At 70.0% G+C, this 13,543-nt stretch carries 15 protein-coding genes and 1 tRNA gene; 8 read left to right on the top strand and 8 right to left on the bottom strand.

Annotated elements, in window-relative coordinates:
* Positions 1-86: 86 nt before the first annotated feature.
* Complete coding sequence (locus IEZ13_RS28315) at positions 87-848, bottom strand: hypothetical protein (protein ID WP_183224293.1); 762 nt, start codon at positions 846-848, stop codon at positions 87-89.
* A gap of 161 nt (positions 849-1,009) precedes the next feature.
* Between IEZ13_RS28315 and IEZ13_RS28310 the strand changes: the two genes are divergently transcribed.
* The 3 genes from IEZ13_RS28310 to cutA are packed head-to-tail and all read left to right on the top strand — an operon-like array spanning position 1,010 to position 3,671.
* Positions 1,010-2,275 (top strand): aspartate kinase, encoded by a 1,266-nt coding sequence (locus IEZ13_RS28310; protein ID WP_183224295.1) that lies wholly within the window; start codon positions 1,010-1,012, stop codon positions 2,273-2,275.
* An 8-nt stretch (positions 2,276-2,283) separates the two neighbouring features.
* Complete coding sequence (locus tag IEZ13_RS28305) at positions 2,284-3,351, top strand: aspartate-semialdehyde dehydrogenase (protein WP_183224297.1); 1,068 nt, start codon at positions 2,284-2,286, stop codon at positions 3,349-3,351.
* On the top strand, positions 3,348-3,671 hold the full coding sequence (gene cutA / locus IEZ13_RS28300) for a divalent-cation tolerance protein CutA (RefSeq protein WP_203833918.1): 324 nt from the start codon (positions 3,348-3,350) through the stop codon (positions 3,669-3,671). Before IEZ13_RS28305 ends, cutA begins: the two co-directional genes overlap by 4 nt.
* A gap of 454 nt (positions 3,672-4,125) precedes the next feature.
* On the opposite strand, the gene pyrE is transcribed toward cutA, so the two are convergent.
* Positions 4,126-4,650 (bottom strand): orotate phosphoribosyltransferase, encoded by a 525-nt coding sequence (gene pyrE, locus IEZ13_RS28295; protein ID WP_183224299.1) that lies wholly within the window; start codon positions 4,648-4,650, stop codon positions 4,126-4,128.
* Between the two features lie 150 nt (positions 4,651-4,800).
* On the opposite strand from pyrE, the gene IEZ13_RS28290 reads away from it, so the two are divergent.
* Positions 4,801-5,070: a hypothetical protein gene (locus IEZ13_RS28290; RefSeq protein WP_183224301.1), complete on the top strand. Its 270-nt coding sequence runs from the start codon at positions 4,801-4,803 to the stop codon at positions 5,068-5,070.
* A gap of 111 nt (positions 5,071-5,181) precedes the next feature.
* Here the strand turns inward: IEZ13_RS28290 and IEZ13_RS28285 are convergent.
* Both IEZ13_RS28285 and IEZ13_RS28280 read right to left on the bottom strand, forming a co-directional pair.
* Positions 5,182-5,258 (bottom strand) — tRNA-Pro (locus IEZ13_RS28285).
* A 74-nt stretch (positions 5,259-5,332) separates the two neighbouring features.
* Positions 5,333-6,226 carry a metallophosphoesterase gene (locus IEZ13_RS28280; RefSeq protein WP_183224303.1) on the bottom strand — a complete coding sequence of 298 codons (894 nt, stop codon included), beginning with the start codon at positions 6,224-6,226 and terminating at the stop codon, positions 5,333-5,335.
* 25 nt (positions 6,227-6,251) lie between these two features.
* On the opposite strand from IEZ13_RS28280, the gene IEZ13_RS28275 reads away from it, so the two are divergent.
* Complete coding sequence (locus IEZ13_RS28275) at positions 6,252-6,704, top strand: GatB/YqeY domain-containing protein (RefSeq protein WP_183224305.1); 453 nt, start codon at positions 6,252-6,254, stop codon at positions 6,702-6,704.
* A 53-nt stretch (positions 6,705-6,757) separates the two neighbouring features.
* On the opposite strand, the gene IEZ13_RS28270 is transcribed toward IEZ13_RS28275, so the two are convergent.
* On the bottom strand, positions 6,758-9,169 hold the full coding sequence (locus IEZ13_RS28270; protein ID WP_183224307.1) for a transglycosylase domain-containing protein: 2,412 nt from the start codon (positions 9,167-9,169) through the stop codon (positions 6,758-6,760).
* 308 nt (positions 9,170-9,477) lie between these two features.
* Between IEZ13_RS28270 and IEZ13_RS28265 the strand changes: the two genes are divergently transcribed.
* Positions 9,478-9,780, top strand: a complete 303-nt coding sequence (locus IEZ13_RS28265; RefSeq protein WP_041832981.1) for a WhiB family transcriptional regulator — start codon at positions 9,478-9,480, stop codon at positions 9,778-9,780.
* On the opposite strand, the gene bagB is transcribed toward IEZ13_RS28265, so the two are convergent.
* Genes bagB through IEZ13_RS28250 form a run of 3 tightly spaced genes read right to left on the bottom strand, consistent with a single transcriptional unit; the run spans position 9,781 to position 12,720 of the window.
* Positions 9,781-10,929: an ArsA family ATPase gene (gene bagB, locus IEZ13_RS28260; protein WP_183224309.1), complete on the bottom strand. Its 1,149-nt coding sequence runs from the start codon at positions 10,927-10,929 to the stop codon at positions 9,781-9,783.
* Between the two features lie 37 nt (positions 10,930-10,966).
* Positions 10,967-11,917 (bottom strand): ATPase BagA, encoded by a 951-nt coding sequence (gene bagA / locus IEZ13_RS28255; protein ID WP_183224311.1) that lies wholly within the window; start codon positions 11,915-11,917, stop codon positions 10,967-10,969.
* A 23-nt stretch (positions 11,918-11,940) separates the two neighbouring features.
* The gene (locus IEZ13_RS28250) at positions 11,941-12,720 is read right to left on the bottom strand and encodes an Rv0361 family membrane protein (protein ID WP_183224313.1); all 780 of its coding nucleotides are present in this window, start codon (positions 12,718-12,720) and stop codon (positions 11,941-11,943) included.
* A 133-nt stretch (positions 12,721-12,853) separates the two neighbouring features.
* Here IEZ13_RS28250 and sp36 point away from each other — a divergent pair, with 133 nt between their 5' ends.
* Both sp36 and IEZ13_RS28240 read left to right on the top strand, forming a co-directional pair.
* The gene (gene sp36, locus IEZ13_RS28245; RefSeq protein WP_093619400.1) at positions 12,854-13,009 is read left to right on the top strand and encodes a Sp36 family protein; all 156 of its coding nucleotides are present in this window, start codon (positions 12,854-12,856) and stop codon (positions 13,007-13,009) included.
* Positions 13,006-13,467, top strand: coding sequence for a RidA family protein (locus tag IEZ13_RS28240; RefSeq protein WP_183224315.1), 462 nt, complete (start codon positions 13,006-13,008; stop codon positions 13,465-13,467). Before sp36 ends, IEZ13_RS28240 begins: the two co-directional genes overlap by 4 nt.
* Positions 13,468-13,543: the final 76 nt, after the last annotated feature.

Raw genomic sequence — 13,543 nt, 5'->3', positions numbered from 1 at the left:
GTTCACCTGCCACATGTCGCCAGCCACGTTACGTCAAGCGTTTGCGAACGGCTATCCGAACGCCCGGATCGTGGGAAGGGCAACGGTCAGGACGGGGACAGTCCACTCGGCTGGACGACCGGCGGTGGGCTGCTCATCCCCATCGGCTCACCGGCCACCTCCGGGCCGGGCAACTGGAGGGTGGGCGGCCCGGCGACCTGACGGACCAGCTTGAGCACGCCGTACTCGACCCGGGCCGCGGTCAGCAGTCCGTCCGCCGAGAAGCAGTAGATGCCGACGTCCACCGGCGGGTCCAGGGCGGCGCTCACCGAGTCGACGGCGTAGCAGGTGCCCTGCGCGCCGGTCAGCGGTCGCACCGCGGAGACCGCCAGCGGCGCCTTCCGGTCGGTGAAGACGGTCAGCCACTGCCGGAACAGGCGCTGCACCTTCGGGTCGTACCGGCGTGGCACCTTGTCGCCGCGCTCGGCCACCCGGATGCAGGTGGGGCTCACCGGCTGGGTCGACGTGGTCAGACCGCACTGGTAGACGCCGGCCGCCACCTTGATGATCGTGACGCCGGCGGTGCCGCCGAGCGCGCCGAGCGGGATGTCCACCCGCCAGGTGCCGTCGTCGGCGACCGAGGCGACCACGTCCCGCGGGCTGCCGTCGCCGACGTCGAACGTGTAGAGCGCGGCGTACCGGCGGTCCAGGGCCAGCGCGGCCAGGCCGGCCAGCTGATCCCGGGCCTCGGGCTCCGGGTCGGCGACCGACGCGGCGGTCTCCGGAACCGCTTCGGGGGCACTCTCACTGCCGCAGCCGGCCAGGCCGAACGCCAGTACGGCGACGGTGAACGCGGAGGGAAGGCGCATCGCGACATTCTCGCCCCATACCGTGCGATGCCCCCGGATCGGCGGCCCACCGCCCCGGCGTGTCGCGTCATCCCGGCCGGATTCTGGGATCGCATGTCGAGGCGTACGAGTCGCGCGGCTAGGGTGGTGGCGATCCGTTTAGCCGAAGGAATGGTTTCGCCGTGGCTCTAGTGGTGCAGAAGTACGGTGGTTCGTCGGTAGCGAACGCCGAGCGCATCAAGCGGGTGGCCGAGCGCATCGTGGCCGCCCGGAAAGCCGGCGACGACGTGGTCGTCGTGGTCTCCGCCATGGGCGACACCACCGATGAGCTGATGGACCTGGCCAACCAGGTCAGCCCGCTGCCACCCGGCCGTGAACTCGACATGCTGCTCACCTCGGGCGAGCGGATCTCGATGGCGCTGCTCGCCATGGCGATCCACAACCTGGGCTATGAGGCCCGGTCCTACACCGGCTCGCAGGCCGGCGTGCTGACCACCTCGGTGCACGGCAAGGCGCGGATCATCGACGTCACCCCGGGCCGCCTGCGGACCGCGCTGGACGAGGGCGCCATCGCCATCGTCGCCGGTTTCCAGGGCGTCTCGCAGGACACCAAGGACATCACCACCCTCGGCCGCGGCGGCTCGGACACCACGGCCGTCGCGCTGGCCGCGGCGCTGCACGCCGACGTCTGCGAGATCTACACCGACGTGGACGGCGTCTTCACCGCGGACCCGCGGATCGTGCCGGACGCCAAGCACATCAAGAAGATCACGTATGAGGAGATGCTCGACCTCGCGGCGGGCGGCGCGAAGGTGCTGATGTTGCGATGCGTGGAGTACGCGCGGCGTTTCAACGTGCCGATCCACGTACGCTCTTCGTACTCGAACAAAGAAGGCACGCTCGTCACCGGCTCGATGGAGGACCCTGACGTGGAGAACGCACTGATCACCGGGGTCGCGCACGAGCGCAGCGACGCGAAGATCACGATCGTCGGCGTGCCCGACGAGCCCGGCGCCGCCGGCCGCATCTTCGAGACGGTCGCCAAGGCCGAGATCAACATCGACATGATCGTGCAGAACGTGTCGACCGAGGGCACCGGCCGCACCGACATCTCGTTCACCCTGCCGAAGGCCGACGGCCAGACCGCGATGAACGCGCTCGACAAGATCAAGGACCAGGTCAAGTTCAAGGGCCTGCTCTTCGACGACCACATCGGCAAGGTCTCGCTGGTCGGCGCCGGCATGCGCTCGCACCCCGGTGTCGCCGCCGAGTTCTTCGCCACCATCGGCGCGGCCGGCGTCAACATCGAGATGATCTCCACCTCGGAGATCCGGGTCTCGGTCGTCTGCCGGGACACCGACCTCGACACCGCGGTGCGCGCCGTGCACGCCGCGTTCGAGCTCGGCAGTAACGAGGAAGCCGTCGTCTACGGCGGTACCGGCCGGTAACCCGGGCGATGGCGCAGCCCACGCTCGCCGTCGTCGGAGCCACCGGCTCCGTCGGGTCCGTCATGCTCGAGCTGCTCTCGTCCCGGCGCAACGTCTGGGGCGAGATCCGGCTCATCGCGTCGGCGCGGTCCGCCGGCAAGACGCTTACCTGCCGCGGCGAGCGGCTCGACGTCCGCGAGCTGACCGCCGAGGCGTTCGACGGCGTCGACGTGGCGATGTTCGACGTCCCCGACGCGGTGTCCGAGCACTGGGCGCCGATCGCGGTCTCCCGGGGCGCGACCGTGGTGGACAACTCGTCCGCCTTCCGGATGCGGCCGGACGTGCCGCTCGTGGTGCCCGAGGTCAACCGCGAGGCGGTCCACGACCGCCCGGTCGGCATCGTGTCCAGCGCCAACTGCACGGTGGCCGCGATGATCATCGCGGTGTCGCCGCTGCACGACGAGTACGGGCTCCGCGAACTCGTCCTGGCGTCCTACCAGGCGGCCTCCGGAGCTGGCCAGGCCGGCGTGGACGCCCTCCACGACCAGCTCACCAAGGTGGCCGGCGACCGGCTCCTCGGCGGCCGCCCCGGTAACGTCCGGCAGGCCGTCGGCGACGACCTGGGCCCGTTCCCGGCCCCGCTGGCGCTCAACGTGGTGCCCTGGTCCGGGGAGCCCGCCGACCTCGGCTGGTCCTCCGAGGAGCTGAAGCTCCGCAACGAGTCCCGCAAGATCCTTAGCCTGCCGCCGCTCAAGGTCTCGGCCACGTGCGTCCGGGTCCCGGTCGTCACCGGCCACTCGATCGCCGTGCACGCCGTCTTCGCCGCCGAGGTGACCGCGGACGGCGCCCGCCAGGTCCTGCGCAACGCCCCCGGCGTCATCCTGGTCGACGATCCGGAGGCCGGCGAGTTCCCGATGCCGATCGACGCGGTCGGCACCGACCCGTCCTGGGTGGGCCGCATCCGCCGGGCGATGGACGATCCCCGCGCCCTGTCGTTCTTCATCACCGGCGACAACATGCGCAAGGGCGCCGCCCTCAACACCGTCCAAATCGCCGAACTGATCGCCGCCGAGCTGGCCAAGGGCGCCCCCGCGTGACCGGCATCTGCGAGGTCATCATCACGGCGTCCGATCCGGAGTGGCTGGCCGCCTTCACCCGCCGCATGATCGAGGACCGCCTGGCCGCCTGCGGTCAGCAGATCACCGCGATCCGCTCGCTGTACCGCTGGGACGGCGCCATCCAGGACGATCCCGAGGCCCGGGTGGCCCTGCACACCCGCCTCGACCTGGTCCCCCAGATCGTCGAACGAGCCGACGCCGAGCACCCCTACGACGTCCCGTGCGTTCTGGCGGTCCCGGTCATCGCGGCCAATCCGGCCTACATCGCCTGGGTCAATTCAGAAACCCAAGCCCCTTAAACCCATTCCCTGTACGCACAAAGCCGCGACCTCCTGCCGGGTCAAGCCTGTGCCGCCCCCGCCGGGCGTAGATCGGTGGTCCAGCCCACCCACCCAGGGAAACGCGCCGCCCCAGTCGCAGGCCCGCGTGATCCCTAATGGGGGGTAGACGTACACGCAGAACCCGGCGTGTGTCACGGCAAGCGCGGTAGGGCAGGTGCACGCACACGAAAAGGGCATCGTGTGAGCCGTTACCGGGATCGGCCGGGCACTTGTCCCACCCACGGAGCAATCACGCTGAGCTGAACGGCGGTGCACTCAGCACCCCCGCAAAACGCCGCCGGTGTCGAGGCAAGCGATTTGCCGACGCCAGCGGGGTTTGCTGGCGGCGGGAAATCACCTGCCTCGACACCGGTTACAAGGCGTTTTGCCGCGGAGCGAAGCGGAGCCATTAGGCCCAGCGAAGCGGAGCAATCTACACAGCGTCGAGGTCTGCCCTGGTGAGGAGGGCGCGGAGGGTGATGCCCTCGGCGGCCAGGGCCTGGGTGCCGCCCTCCTGACGGTCGATCACGCAGAGCGCGTGGTCGACGTGGGCGCCCAGCTTGCGCAGGTCGTTGGTGGAGAGGACGACCTGGCCGCCGGAGGTGACCACGTCCTCGACGATCAGGACGCGGCGGCCGGCGACCTCGGCGCCTTCGGCGAGGCGGGCGGTGCCGTACTGCTTGGCCTGCTTGCGGACGAAGGCGGTGGGCAGTTTCGCGTGCCGGGCCAGGGCGGTGACCACCGCGATGCCGCCCATCTCCAGGCCGGCGAGCACCTCGGTGCCCTCGGGGATGAGTACGGCGAGGCGCTCGGCGAGCCGGTCGAGCAGGACCGGGTCGGCCTCGAACTGGTACTTGTCGAAGTATTCGGTGGCGGTTCGGCCGGAGCGGAGGGTGAACTCGCCGGTGAGGCGGCTCACGCTGCGGACCTGGCGGGCGAGGTCGATGGAGTCTGTCACAAGGTCCCAGCTTGTCAGGCCGCTGATGGCGGGTGGACGCCGCCCCTCGCGGTCACCCGTTGGCGTACTCGATCACCGATCTGGCGCAACGTATGTCTGTTTGGTGTAGCTTTCGCCTGATTACTGGCTCGCGCCCGGAAGGATAGTTCTGTGACACCCTTCGCGATGCTCTTCCTGCTCGCCCTCGCCGGATCCTCGTGTTTCGCCCTCGGCCGCGCGCTGGGCCGGGGTGAGCGCTACGAGCGTGGTTACCGGGAGGGCTTCCGTGACGGCGAGACCGGCTCGCTCGCCCGCGCCACGCGGCTCATGCAGCTCTCCGATCGCCCGTCGATCGCCCCCGTGGTGGAGTCGATGATCGGGCCCTACGCCGTCCCCCAGCAGATGGCCCTGCGCACGGTCGGACCGCAGCTGGCCCTCTGAGAACCACCGGCCGGGCTCTTCGGCGAGGGCCCGGCGTCAATGAACGGCCCCCGGAAACGGATCAGGGCCGGTTCCCCGTTTCCGGAGACCGGCCCTCACCTGCTGCAACCATGGTCGGGGTGGCGGGATTTGAACCCACGGCCTCTTCGTCCCGAACGAAGCGCGCTACCAAGCTGCGCCACACCCCGTCGCTGCGAGATAAATACTAGCGGAGGCCATCCGGGGTTCCACAACCGGTATCCCTAAAACGGAAAACCGCAGGTCAGCGCGGGATCAGGGTGAGCAGCGAGGCCTCCGGACGGCAGGCGAAGCGGATCGGCGCGGTGGGGTGGGTGCCCAGTCCGGCCGAGACGTGCAGGAAGGCGTCCGACCCGGGCCAGCGGTGCAGGCCCTTGGCCATCGAGGTGGGCAGGTCGCAGTTGGTGGTGAGCGCCCCGTAGCCCGGCACGCAGACCTGGCCGCCGTGCGTGTGACCGGCCAGCAGGAGGGCGAACCCGTCGGCGGCCATCCCGTCCAGCACCCGCTTGGCCGGGGTGTGGGTGACGCCGAGGTGCAGGTCCGCGCCGTTGCTGATCGGGCCGGCCACCGAGGGGTAGTCGTCGCGCTCGATGTGCGGATCGTCGACGCCGGCCATCTCGATCGAGCGGCCGCCGGCTTTCACGACGGTGCGGGCGTTGTTGAGGTCGGCCCAGCCGGCGTCCACGAAGCAGGCGCGCAGGTCCTCGGCCGGCAGGTCGACGCCCTGCACGTACTCCCGGTCGGGCAACAGGTACTGGAGCGGGTTCTTCCAGACCGGGCCGCGGTAGTCGTTGGAGCCGAAGACGAACGCGCCGGGCAGGCCGAGCAGCGGGTCGAGGGCGCGCAGCACGCCGGGGATCGCGCCCGGGTCGGCCATGTTGTCGCCGGTGACCACCACCAGGTCCGGGTCGGCGCCGGCCAGCGCGGCCACCCACTCCTGCTTGCGCCGCTGGCCGGGCATCATGTGCAGGTCGCTCAGGTGCAGGATGCGCAGCGGCTCGGCGTCGGGCTCCAGCACCGGTACGTCGAAGCGCCGGAGCGTGAACATGTTCCGCTCGACGAGCGCGGCATAGGCGAGCGTCGCGCCGCCCAGTGCGGTGAGAGTGGCGGCGGCCGAAATAAGGGAGCGCTTACGCATGCCCGCAAGGGTAGTTTCTCCGTCCATGGGAACGTTGAAAGACCGCCTGAACGATGACCTGCACGCCGCCATGAAGTCCCGGGACGACCTGATCACGTCGACGCTGCGGATGGCCCTGGCCGCGGTCCGGACCGCCGAGGTCGCCGGGAAGGAGGCCCGCGAGCTCACCGACGCCGAGGTGCTGGCGGTGCTGACCAAGGAGGCGAAGAAGCGCCGCGAGGCGGCCACCGCCTTCGCCGACGCCGGCCGGACCGACCAGGCGGCCAAGGAGACGGCTGAGGGCGAGGTGCTCGACCGCTATCTGCCGAAGCAGCTCACCGACGCGGAGATCGCCGATCTGGTGACCCGGGCGCTGGCCGAGGGCGGTTTCACCGGCAAGGCCCAGATGGGTCAGGCCATGAAGGCGGTTCAGGCGGCCGTGGCGGGGCGCGCGGAGGGCGGCCGGGTGGCGGCCGAGGTGCGGCGCCAGCTGGTCTGAGCGGCAAAGAGAACGGGCGGGAGAGTGACTCTCCCGCCCGTTCGCCGTCTGCGCTAGTTACGTCTCGGTGGTGTGCTGGGGTTCTGGCCGGGAACCACCGGCTCCTTTTCCTTCTTCCCGTTGCTGATCTCCATGACCACCGCGCCGTTCTTGATCGTCCGGCCGGACGGGTTGGTGCCCGCCACGGTGCCCTTCGGGCAGTCCGAGTCGACCTCGGCGCCGGTCGAGACGTGGAAGCCGGCGTCCTCCAGACGGTTGCGGGCCGACGAGACCGAGTCACAGGTCACGTCCGGGATCGAGCGTTGCTCACCGAACGCGATCTTGGTGCTGCCCGGCTTCTTGAACTGCACCTTCTCCTTGCCCTCCATGTACTCCTTGACGGTGTACTGAACAGCCGGGTTGATGATGTCGTGGTCCATCTGGTCCCGGTGGTCCGGGTAGTCCGGGTTGGCCATGTAACCCGCGACGACGATCTTTGTGGTGCCCACGATCAGCGAGGCGGTTTTCGAGGCGTCGGTGGTGCCGGACTTGCCGAACACCGGGTGGCCCACGATGCCGCGGGTCGGGCCGGCGGTGGCGCCGCCACAGTTGCCGAGCTGGGCCGAGTCGCCGACCGGGCAGCGAGCCGCGTCCAGGGCGGCCCGGGCCACGTCCTTCGGGGTGGCCTGGATGCAGTGCGGCTTGCCGACGTCGATCTTCTCGCCGTCCTGCGTGGTGATCTGCTCGACCGGGGTCGGCTGGCAGTACTTGCCGTCACCGGCGAGCGTCGCGTACGCGTTCGCCATGTCGAGCGGGGTCGAGGCCGAGACGCCGAGGGAGAACGCACCCCAGTTGCGGGCCGACTCGGGGTCGTTGGCGTACTTGGCGTCCGGGTCCGGCACGCGGAACTGGACGCCGAAGCGCTTGGCGACCGCGACCACCTTGTCGGCGCCGACCCGCTCCTGGAGCGGGATGAAGTACGTGTTGATCGACTTCGCGAAGGCGGACCACATGGTGTAGACGCCCTCACCGCCGCCGCCCGCGTTCTTCGGGCAGTAGTAGCCGCCGCACGAGGCCGGGCCGGAGCCGACCGGGTACCCGGAGTGGTAGACCTTCTCCGCCTTGATCGTGTAGCCGAGCGGGTAGCCCGCCTCCAGCGCCGCGATGATCGGGAAGATCTTGAACACCGAGCCGGCCTGGTAGCCGGTGATGTCGCCACCACCGCTGAGCAGCGGGTTCGTCGTGTACGGGTGGGTGCCCCGGACGCCCTTGGCCCGCTTCTTCGGGTCCGAGGACATCTCGTTCTGCGGCTTGTCCGGGTCGTCGAGCTTGTACTTCCGGTTGGTCGCGAGCAGGCGCACCTTGCCGGTGCCGGGCTCGATGCCGGCCAGCAGCAGGGCGTTCTCGCTCTTGTCGGACTGCCGCTCGGAGATCTCCCGGCGGGCGCCGGCCTCACCCTTCAGGTCCATCGTGGTGACGATGCGATAGCCACCGCTCTTGAGGCGGCGGTCCCGGTCGTACGTGGTGGCGCCGAACGCCTCCTGGCTCAGCCACCAGCGGTGGAAGTAGTCGCAGAAGAAGCCCCAGTGGTTCTTCGCCACCGAGACGCAGCCGCTGCCCACCTGGCGGACCTTGGTGGGGACCTTGGCCTTCTTCGACTCGTCGGCCTGGGCCTGGGTGATGGCGCCCATCTCGACCATGGCCGGGACGATGTAGTTGTCGCGGCGCGCGGTGATCTGCTCGTTGCCGCTCGGCGTGGTCGGGTTGAACGCGCTCGGCGCCTTCACCATGCCGGCGAGCATGCCGGACTCGGCGACGGTCAGGTCCTTGGGCTTCTTGTTGAAGTAGACCTGGCTGGCGGCGTAGACCCCGTACGCCTGGTTGCCGAAGGGCGCGATGTTGAGGTAGCGCTCCAGGATCTGGTCCTTGGTGAGCTGCTTCTCGATCTGCAGCGCGTACTTCATCTCGGTGACCTTGCGCTTCGGGCTGTCCTCCGTCGCGTCGATCACCTCCTGCGGCTTGGTGGCCGAGTAGGCCAGCGACATCCGCACGTACTGCATGGTGAGCGTGGAGGCGCCCTGCTGCGAGCCGCCCTGGTTGTTGCTCACGAACGCGCGGGCGATGCCCTTGAGGTCGACGCCGTTGTGCTCGTAGAACTTGCGGTCCTCGGCGGCCAGGATCGCGGCCTGCATGTGCTTCGAGATGTCCTTCAGCGGCACGTCGCTGCGGAACTCGTCGTAGAACACGGCGATCTGGGTCTTGCCGTCGGACGCGTACACCCGGGTGATCTGCGGTGAGCTGAACTCTTTGAGTTCACTCGGCAGATTCGCGAACGTCTGACCGCCCGCCTTGGCCGCGAGGCCGGTCATCGCGGCGGCCGGGAACGCCGCCGCCGCCACGACCACGCCGGCCAGCAGGCCGCATATCAGCAGCGAGGTCGCGTTCGTGAAGATGTTGTGATCGCGTCTGCGAAACCAGGAGGACACGCGAGCAGGGTACGCGAACAACGCACGCGCGTGCCCCCCGAGAGAGCCACCCTCGCCCGATACGAGTGTGGCCCGTCACCCCTGTCGGCGGAGCGATTTCCCACATCTGCACCAAAGATACCCCCGTTCGGCTCTGGTAACTCAGCCGAGATGCCCGGAACTACCGGCCTATACGTATTTGAGGGACAACGTTGCGTAATCACCCAACTACAGAGCATGATGGTGCGGCGAGACACGGACGCCGGACCGGCATGGGGGAACAGGGAGCCGCCGGCGTCAGGGGGTGACAGCAAGGGGGGACGTTTACCGTGGGGATGATCAGCGACTGGCCCAGCATGGCGGCGTGTCAGAGTGGCGACCCTGACGCGTTGTTCGTGCAGGGCGCCGAGCAGAACGTGGCGAAAAGGATTTGCCGCAGCTGCCCGGTCCGCTACGAGTGCCTCGCCGACGCCCTGGACAACCGCATCGAGTTCGGCGTCTGGGGAGGCATGACGGAACGGGAGCGGCGGGCTCTGCTTCGCCGGCACCCGCATGTGGCGAGCTGGCGGAAGATGTTCGAGGCCGCACTGCGGGAGAAGGGCGCCGACAAGGTGCTCGTCTCCACCCGCTGATCAGGAGAGTGCGAGTAGAGCTCCGATCGTTCGCAGCCCGTCGACGTCGTGGACGTCGGCGGGTTGCGCCGCGACCGAGGCCGCCGGCACCGACGGGAAGGACTCGGTGAACCCGGCCGCCACCGCGGCCTCCCGCTCCGCCTGCCGCAGCAGCGCCGCGTGGATCCGCAGCACGTCCGCGGTGACCGGGTTGTCGCCGCTCTCCGCCAGCCGCTCGGCCGCGGCCTCGCTCGCCTCGGCGGTCAGCCCGCCCGGCTCGGTGGTGTGCATCCGGTTGAGCACCAGGCCGCCGAGCGGCATCCGCTCGGCGACCAGCCGCTCGGCGAAGTAGGCGGCCTCCCGGATCGCGTCCCGCTCCGGGGCCGCGACCAGCAGGAACGCGGTCTGCGGGTCCTGGAGGATCTGGTACGTCTGGTCGGCCCGCTGCCGGAACCCGCCGAACATCGAGTCCAGGGCCGCCACGAAACCGGACAGGTCGGTGAGCAGCTGGGCGCCGAGGATCTTCTGCACGGCCCGGGAGAACAGCCCGAACGAGGCGGTGACCAGGCTGAACATGCTCCGGCCGCCGGATCGCGCCGGGGCCAGCAGCAGCCGCAGCATCCGGCCGTCGAGGAAGCGGGACAGCCGGGCCGGCGCGTCCAGGAAGTCCAGGGCGGACCGGGACGGCGGCGTGTCCACCACGATCAGGTCCCACTCCTCACCGGCCCGCAGCTGGCCCAGCTTCTCCATCGCCATGTACTCCTGCGTGCCGGCGAAGGTCGAGCTCATGGCCTGGTAGAACGGGTTCGCGAAGATCTCGGCGGCGCGTTTCGGCGAGGTGTGCTGCTCGACCACCTCGTCGAAGGTGCGCTTCATGTCCAGCATCATGGCGTGCAGCTCACCGCCGCTGCGCTCCACGTCGATGCCCTTGACCTGGCGGGGGGTGTTGTCCAGCTCGGTCAGGCCCATCGACTGGGCGAGCCGGCGGGCCGGGTCGATGGTGAGAACCACCGTGCGGCGCCCGTGCATCTCCGCCGCGCGCAACCCGAGCGCGGCGGCCGTCGTGGTCTTCCCCACACCGCCGGCCCCGCAGCAGACCACGATGCGGATGGCCGGATCGGCCAGGAGACCGTCGACGTCGAGCCGTGGAGCGCTCAAATCAGCCACCATTTCAGGGTAGTGCGTCTTGATCGGACGTTCTCCTCGGTCAAGCTCGCATGAGGAGTGCGGCCAGCTCGTCGAGAGCCGGGCGGTCGACCCCGTCCGGCAGCAGCGGCAGTTCGACCATCGGCCGGTTCAGCTCGGTCAACTCCATCCGCAGAGACTCCTCCAGCTCCCGCCGGGTCAGGTGGGCCTGTGCCTCGGCGGTGAGCTGACTCACCATCGCCGGCGGCGCGGGCAGCCCGGCCGCGCTCAGCCCCCGCTTGATCTCGGCCTTGGTGACCTTCCCCTCGGTCAGCAGCGCCTGCCTCGCCCCGTTCACCACCACCCGGCCGACCGGGATGTGCAGGGCGGACAGCTCGGTGATCGCGTCCAGCGTCTCCTGGACCGGCATCTCCTCGAGCAGCGTGACCACGTGCACGGCGGTCATCGGCGAGCGCAGCAGCGACGCCACACTCTCGCTCTGGGTCTTGATCGGACCGACCTTGACCAGCCGGGCGGTCTCCTCGGTGACGTTGAGGAACCGGCCCACCCGTCCGGTGGGCGGCGCGTCCAGGACCACCGCGTCGTAGAACCGGCGGCCGTCCTGCGACCGGGTGGTGGCCTCCTTCACCTTCCCGGTGAGCAGCACGTCCCGCAGCCCGGGGGCGATGGTGGTGGCGAAATCGATGGCGCCGACCTTGCGCAGGGCCCGCCCGGCCGCGCCGAGCTTGTAGAACATGTCCAGGTACTCGAGGAGGGCCTCCTCGGCGTCCACCGCCAGCGCCCGCACCTCGCCGCCGCCGGAGGTGGTCGCGACCCGGCGTTCCGAGTACGGCAGCGGGTCCAGCCCGAACAACTGGGCGATGCCCTGCCTGCCCTCCACCTCGACGAGCAGGGTGCGGCGGCCGCCGGCGGCCAGACCCAGCGCCAGCGCGGCGGCCACCGTGCTCTTGCCGGTGCCGCCCTTGCCGGTCACCACGTGCAGCCGCTCCGGCCAGTTGCGGTGTTCACCCATGCACCCAACGGTACGGCCACCTGTCAGCCGGACACCTCGCACACCAGCCAGCCGGCCTTGCGGATCACAGTGAACCGGAGGTCCTGGGCGGCGGACCGCTCGTCCTCGGTCGACATCACGACCTGTACGTCCACCAGCGCCCGTTTGTCGTCCCGGTCCGCGACGTCCGGCTCGTTCCAGCGGAACGCCGGGCCCGGGTAGCCGGCCGCGTACGAGCTGATCTGCTTGATCCGGGTGGCGAGTTTCGCCTCGTCCTGTGACTTCCGGCAGACCAGGTCCTCCGCCGCGTTCGCGTCCTGCTGGGTGAAGACCGCGGTGAGGAACTGGTCGACCGCGGTGGCGGGATCCGGCGCGCCCGGCTTACCGGCGTCCCGGAGCAGGTAGTACGCGGAGACCGCGCCGCCGCCGCAGAGCGCCAGGGTGGCCACGAAGGCGATCGAGAGGAACACCGTGGGGCGCCGCCGGTCGGTCACCGGGGGCAGATGGGCGGTCGGCGGGTCCAGCCAGATCGGCTCGGGCGGGGGCTGGATCTCGGCGGGGGGCGAGTGCTCGTACGCCAGATAGGGCGGCGGCTGGTGCTGCCACTCGCCGGGCTTCTCATGCTGGGCGTGCCACGGACCGGCCGGGGGCGGCTGCTGCCATCCCGGCACCGCCGGATGCTCGGCGGTGTCGTGGTCGGCCGTGTGCGGCGGCTCCGGCACCGGGATCGGCTCCTCCGGCGGGATCGGCATCGGTGGTTCCGGCTCGGGGGTGGGAGGTGGCTCCGGGTGTCCGCCCGGCCCGTTCCAGGGGTCCTGCGTCATGTCACCCTCCGCTCATCGCTCTTCGTGATGGCATGTGTTCAATCCGTGACACAGTCCCGCTCAGCCTAGCCAACCCGCTGGTCGTCCGCGTCCTAAGCTGTGCGCGTATCCGACGTAAGGGAGAGCGCAAGCCATGCAGAAGTGGGAGTACGTGACCGTGCCCCTGCTGGTCCACGCGACCAAGCAGATCCTCGACAACTGGGGCGAGGACGGCTGGGAGCTCGTCCAGGTCGTTCCGGGGCCGAACCCCGAGCAGTTGGTCGCCTACCTGAAGCGGCCCAAGTCGTGACCACGCCGGCGCACGCCCGCCTCGCCGAACTCGGTCTGACGCTGCCGTCGGTGGCCGCGCCGGTGGCGTCGTACGTGCCCGCCGTGCAGTCCGGCAACCACGTCTACGTCTCCGGGCAACTGCCGTTCGTGGACGGCAAGCTGCCCCAGGTCGGCAAGGTCGGCGCCGAGGTCACCGTCGAGGAGGCGGCCGCACTGGCCCGGCTCTGCGCCCTCAACGCGCTCGCCGCGATCGACGCGCTGGTCGGCCTGGACCGGGTCGTCAAGATCGTCAAGGTGGGCGGGTTCGTCGCGTCGGCACCCGGCTTCACCGCCCAGCCAGCCGTGATCAACGGCGCCTCCGACCTGTTCGCCGCGGTCCTGGGTGAGCAGGGCCGGCACGCCCGCGCCGCCGTCGGCGTGGCCGAACTGCCGCTCGGCGCCCCCGTCGAGGTCGAGGTCATCGCCGAAGTGGCCTGATCTTGCGGTGATTCGGCCGTATTTGCTCACCGAAGGTGACCGGATCGGACATCGTGTCTCGGTCATCGTCGCCGGG

Origin of the sequence: Actinoplanes campanulatus (genome assembly GCF_014647795.1) — a bacterium.
GTDB classification, from domain to species: Bacteria; Actinomycetota; Actinomycetes; order Mycobacteriales; family Micromonosporaceae; genus Actinoplanes; species Actinoplanes campanulatus.
This window is presented reverse-complemented; position numbering and strand designations above follow the sequence as displayed.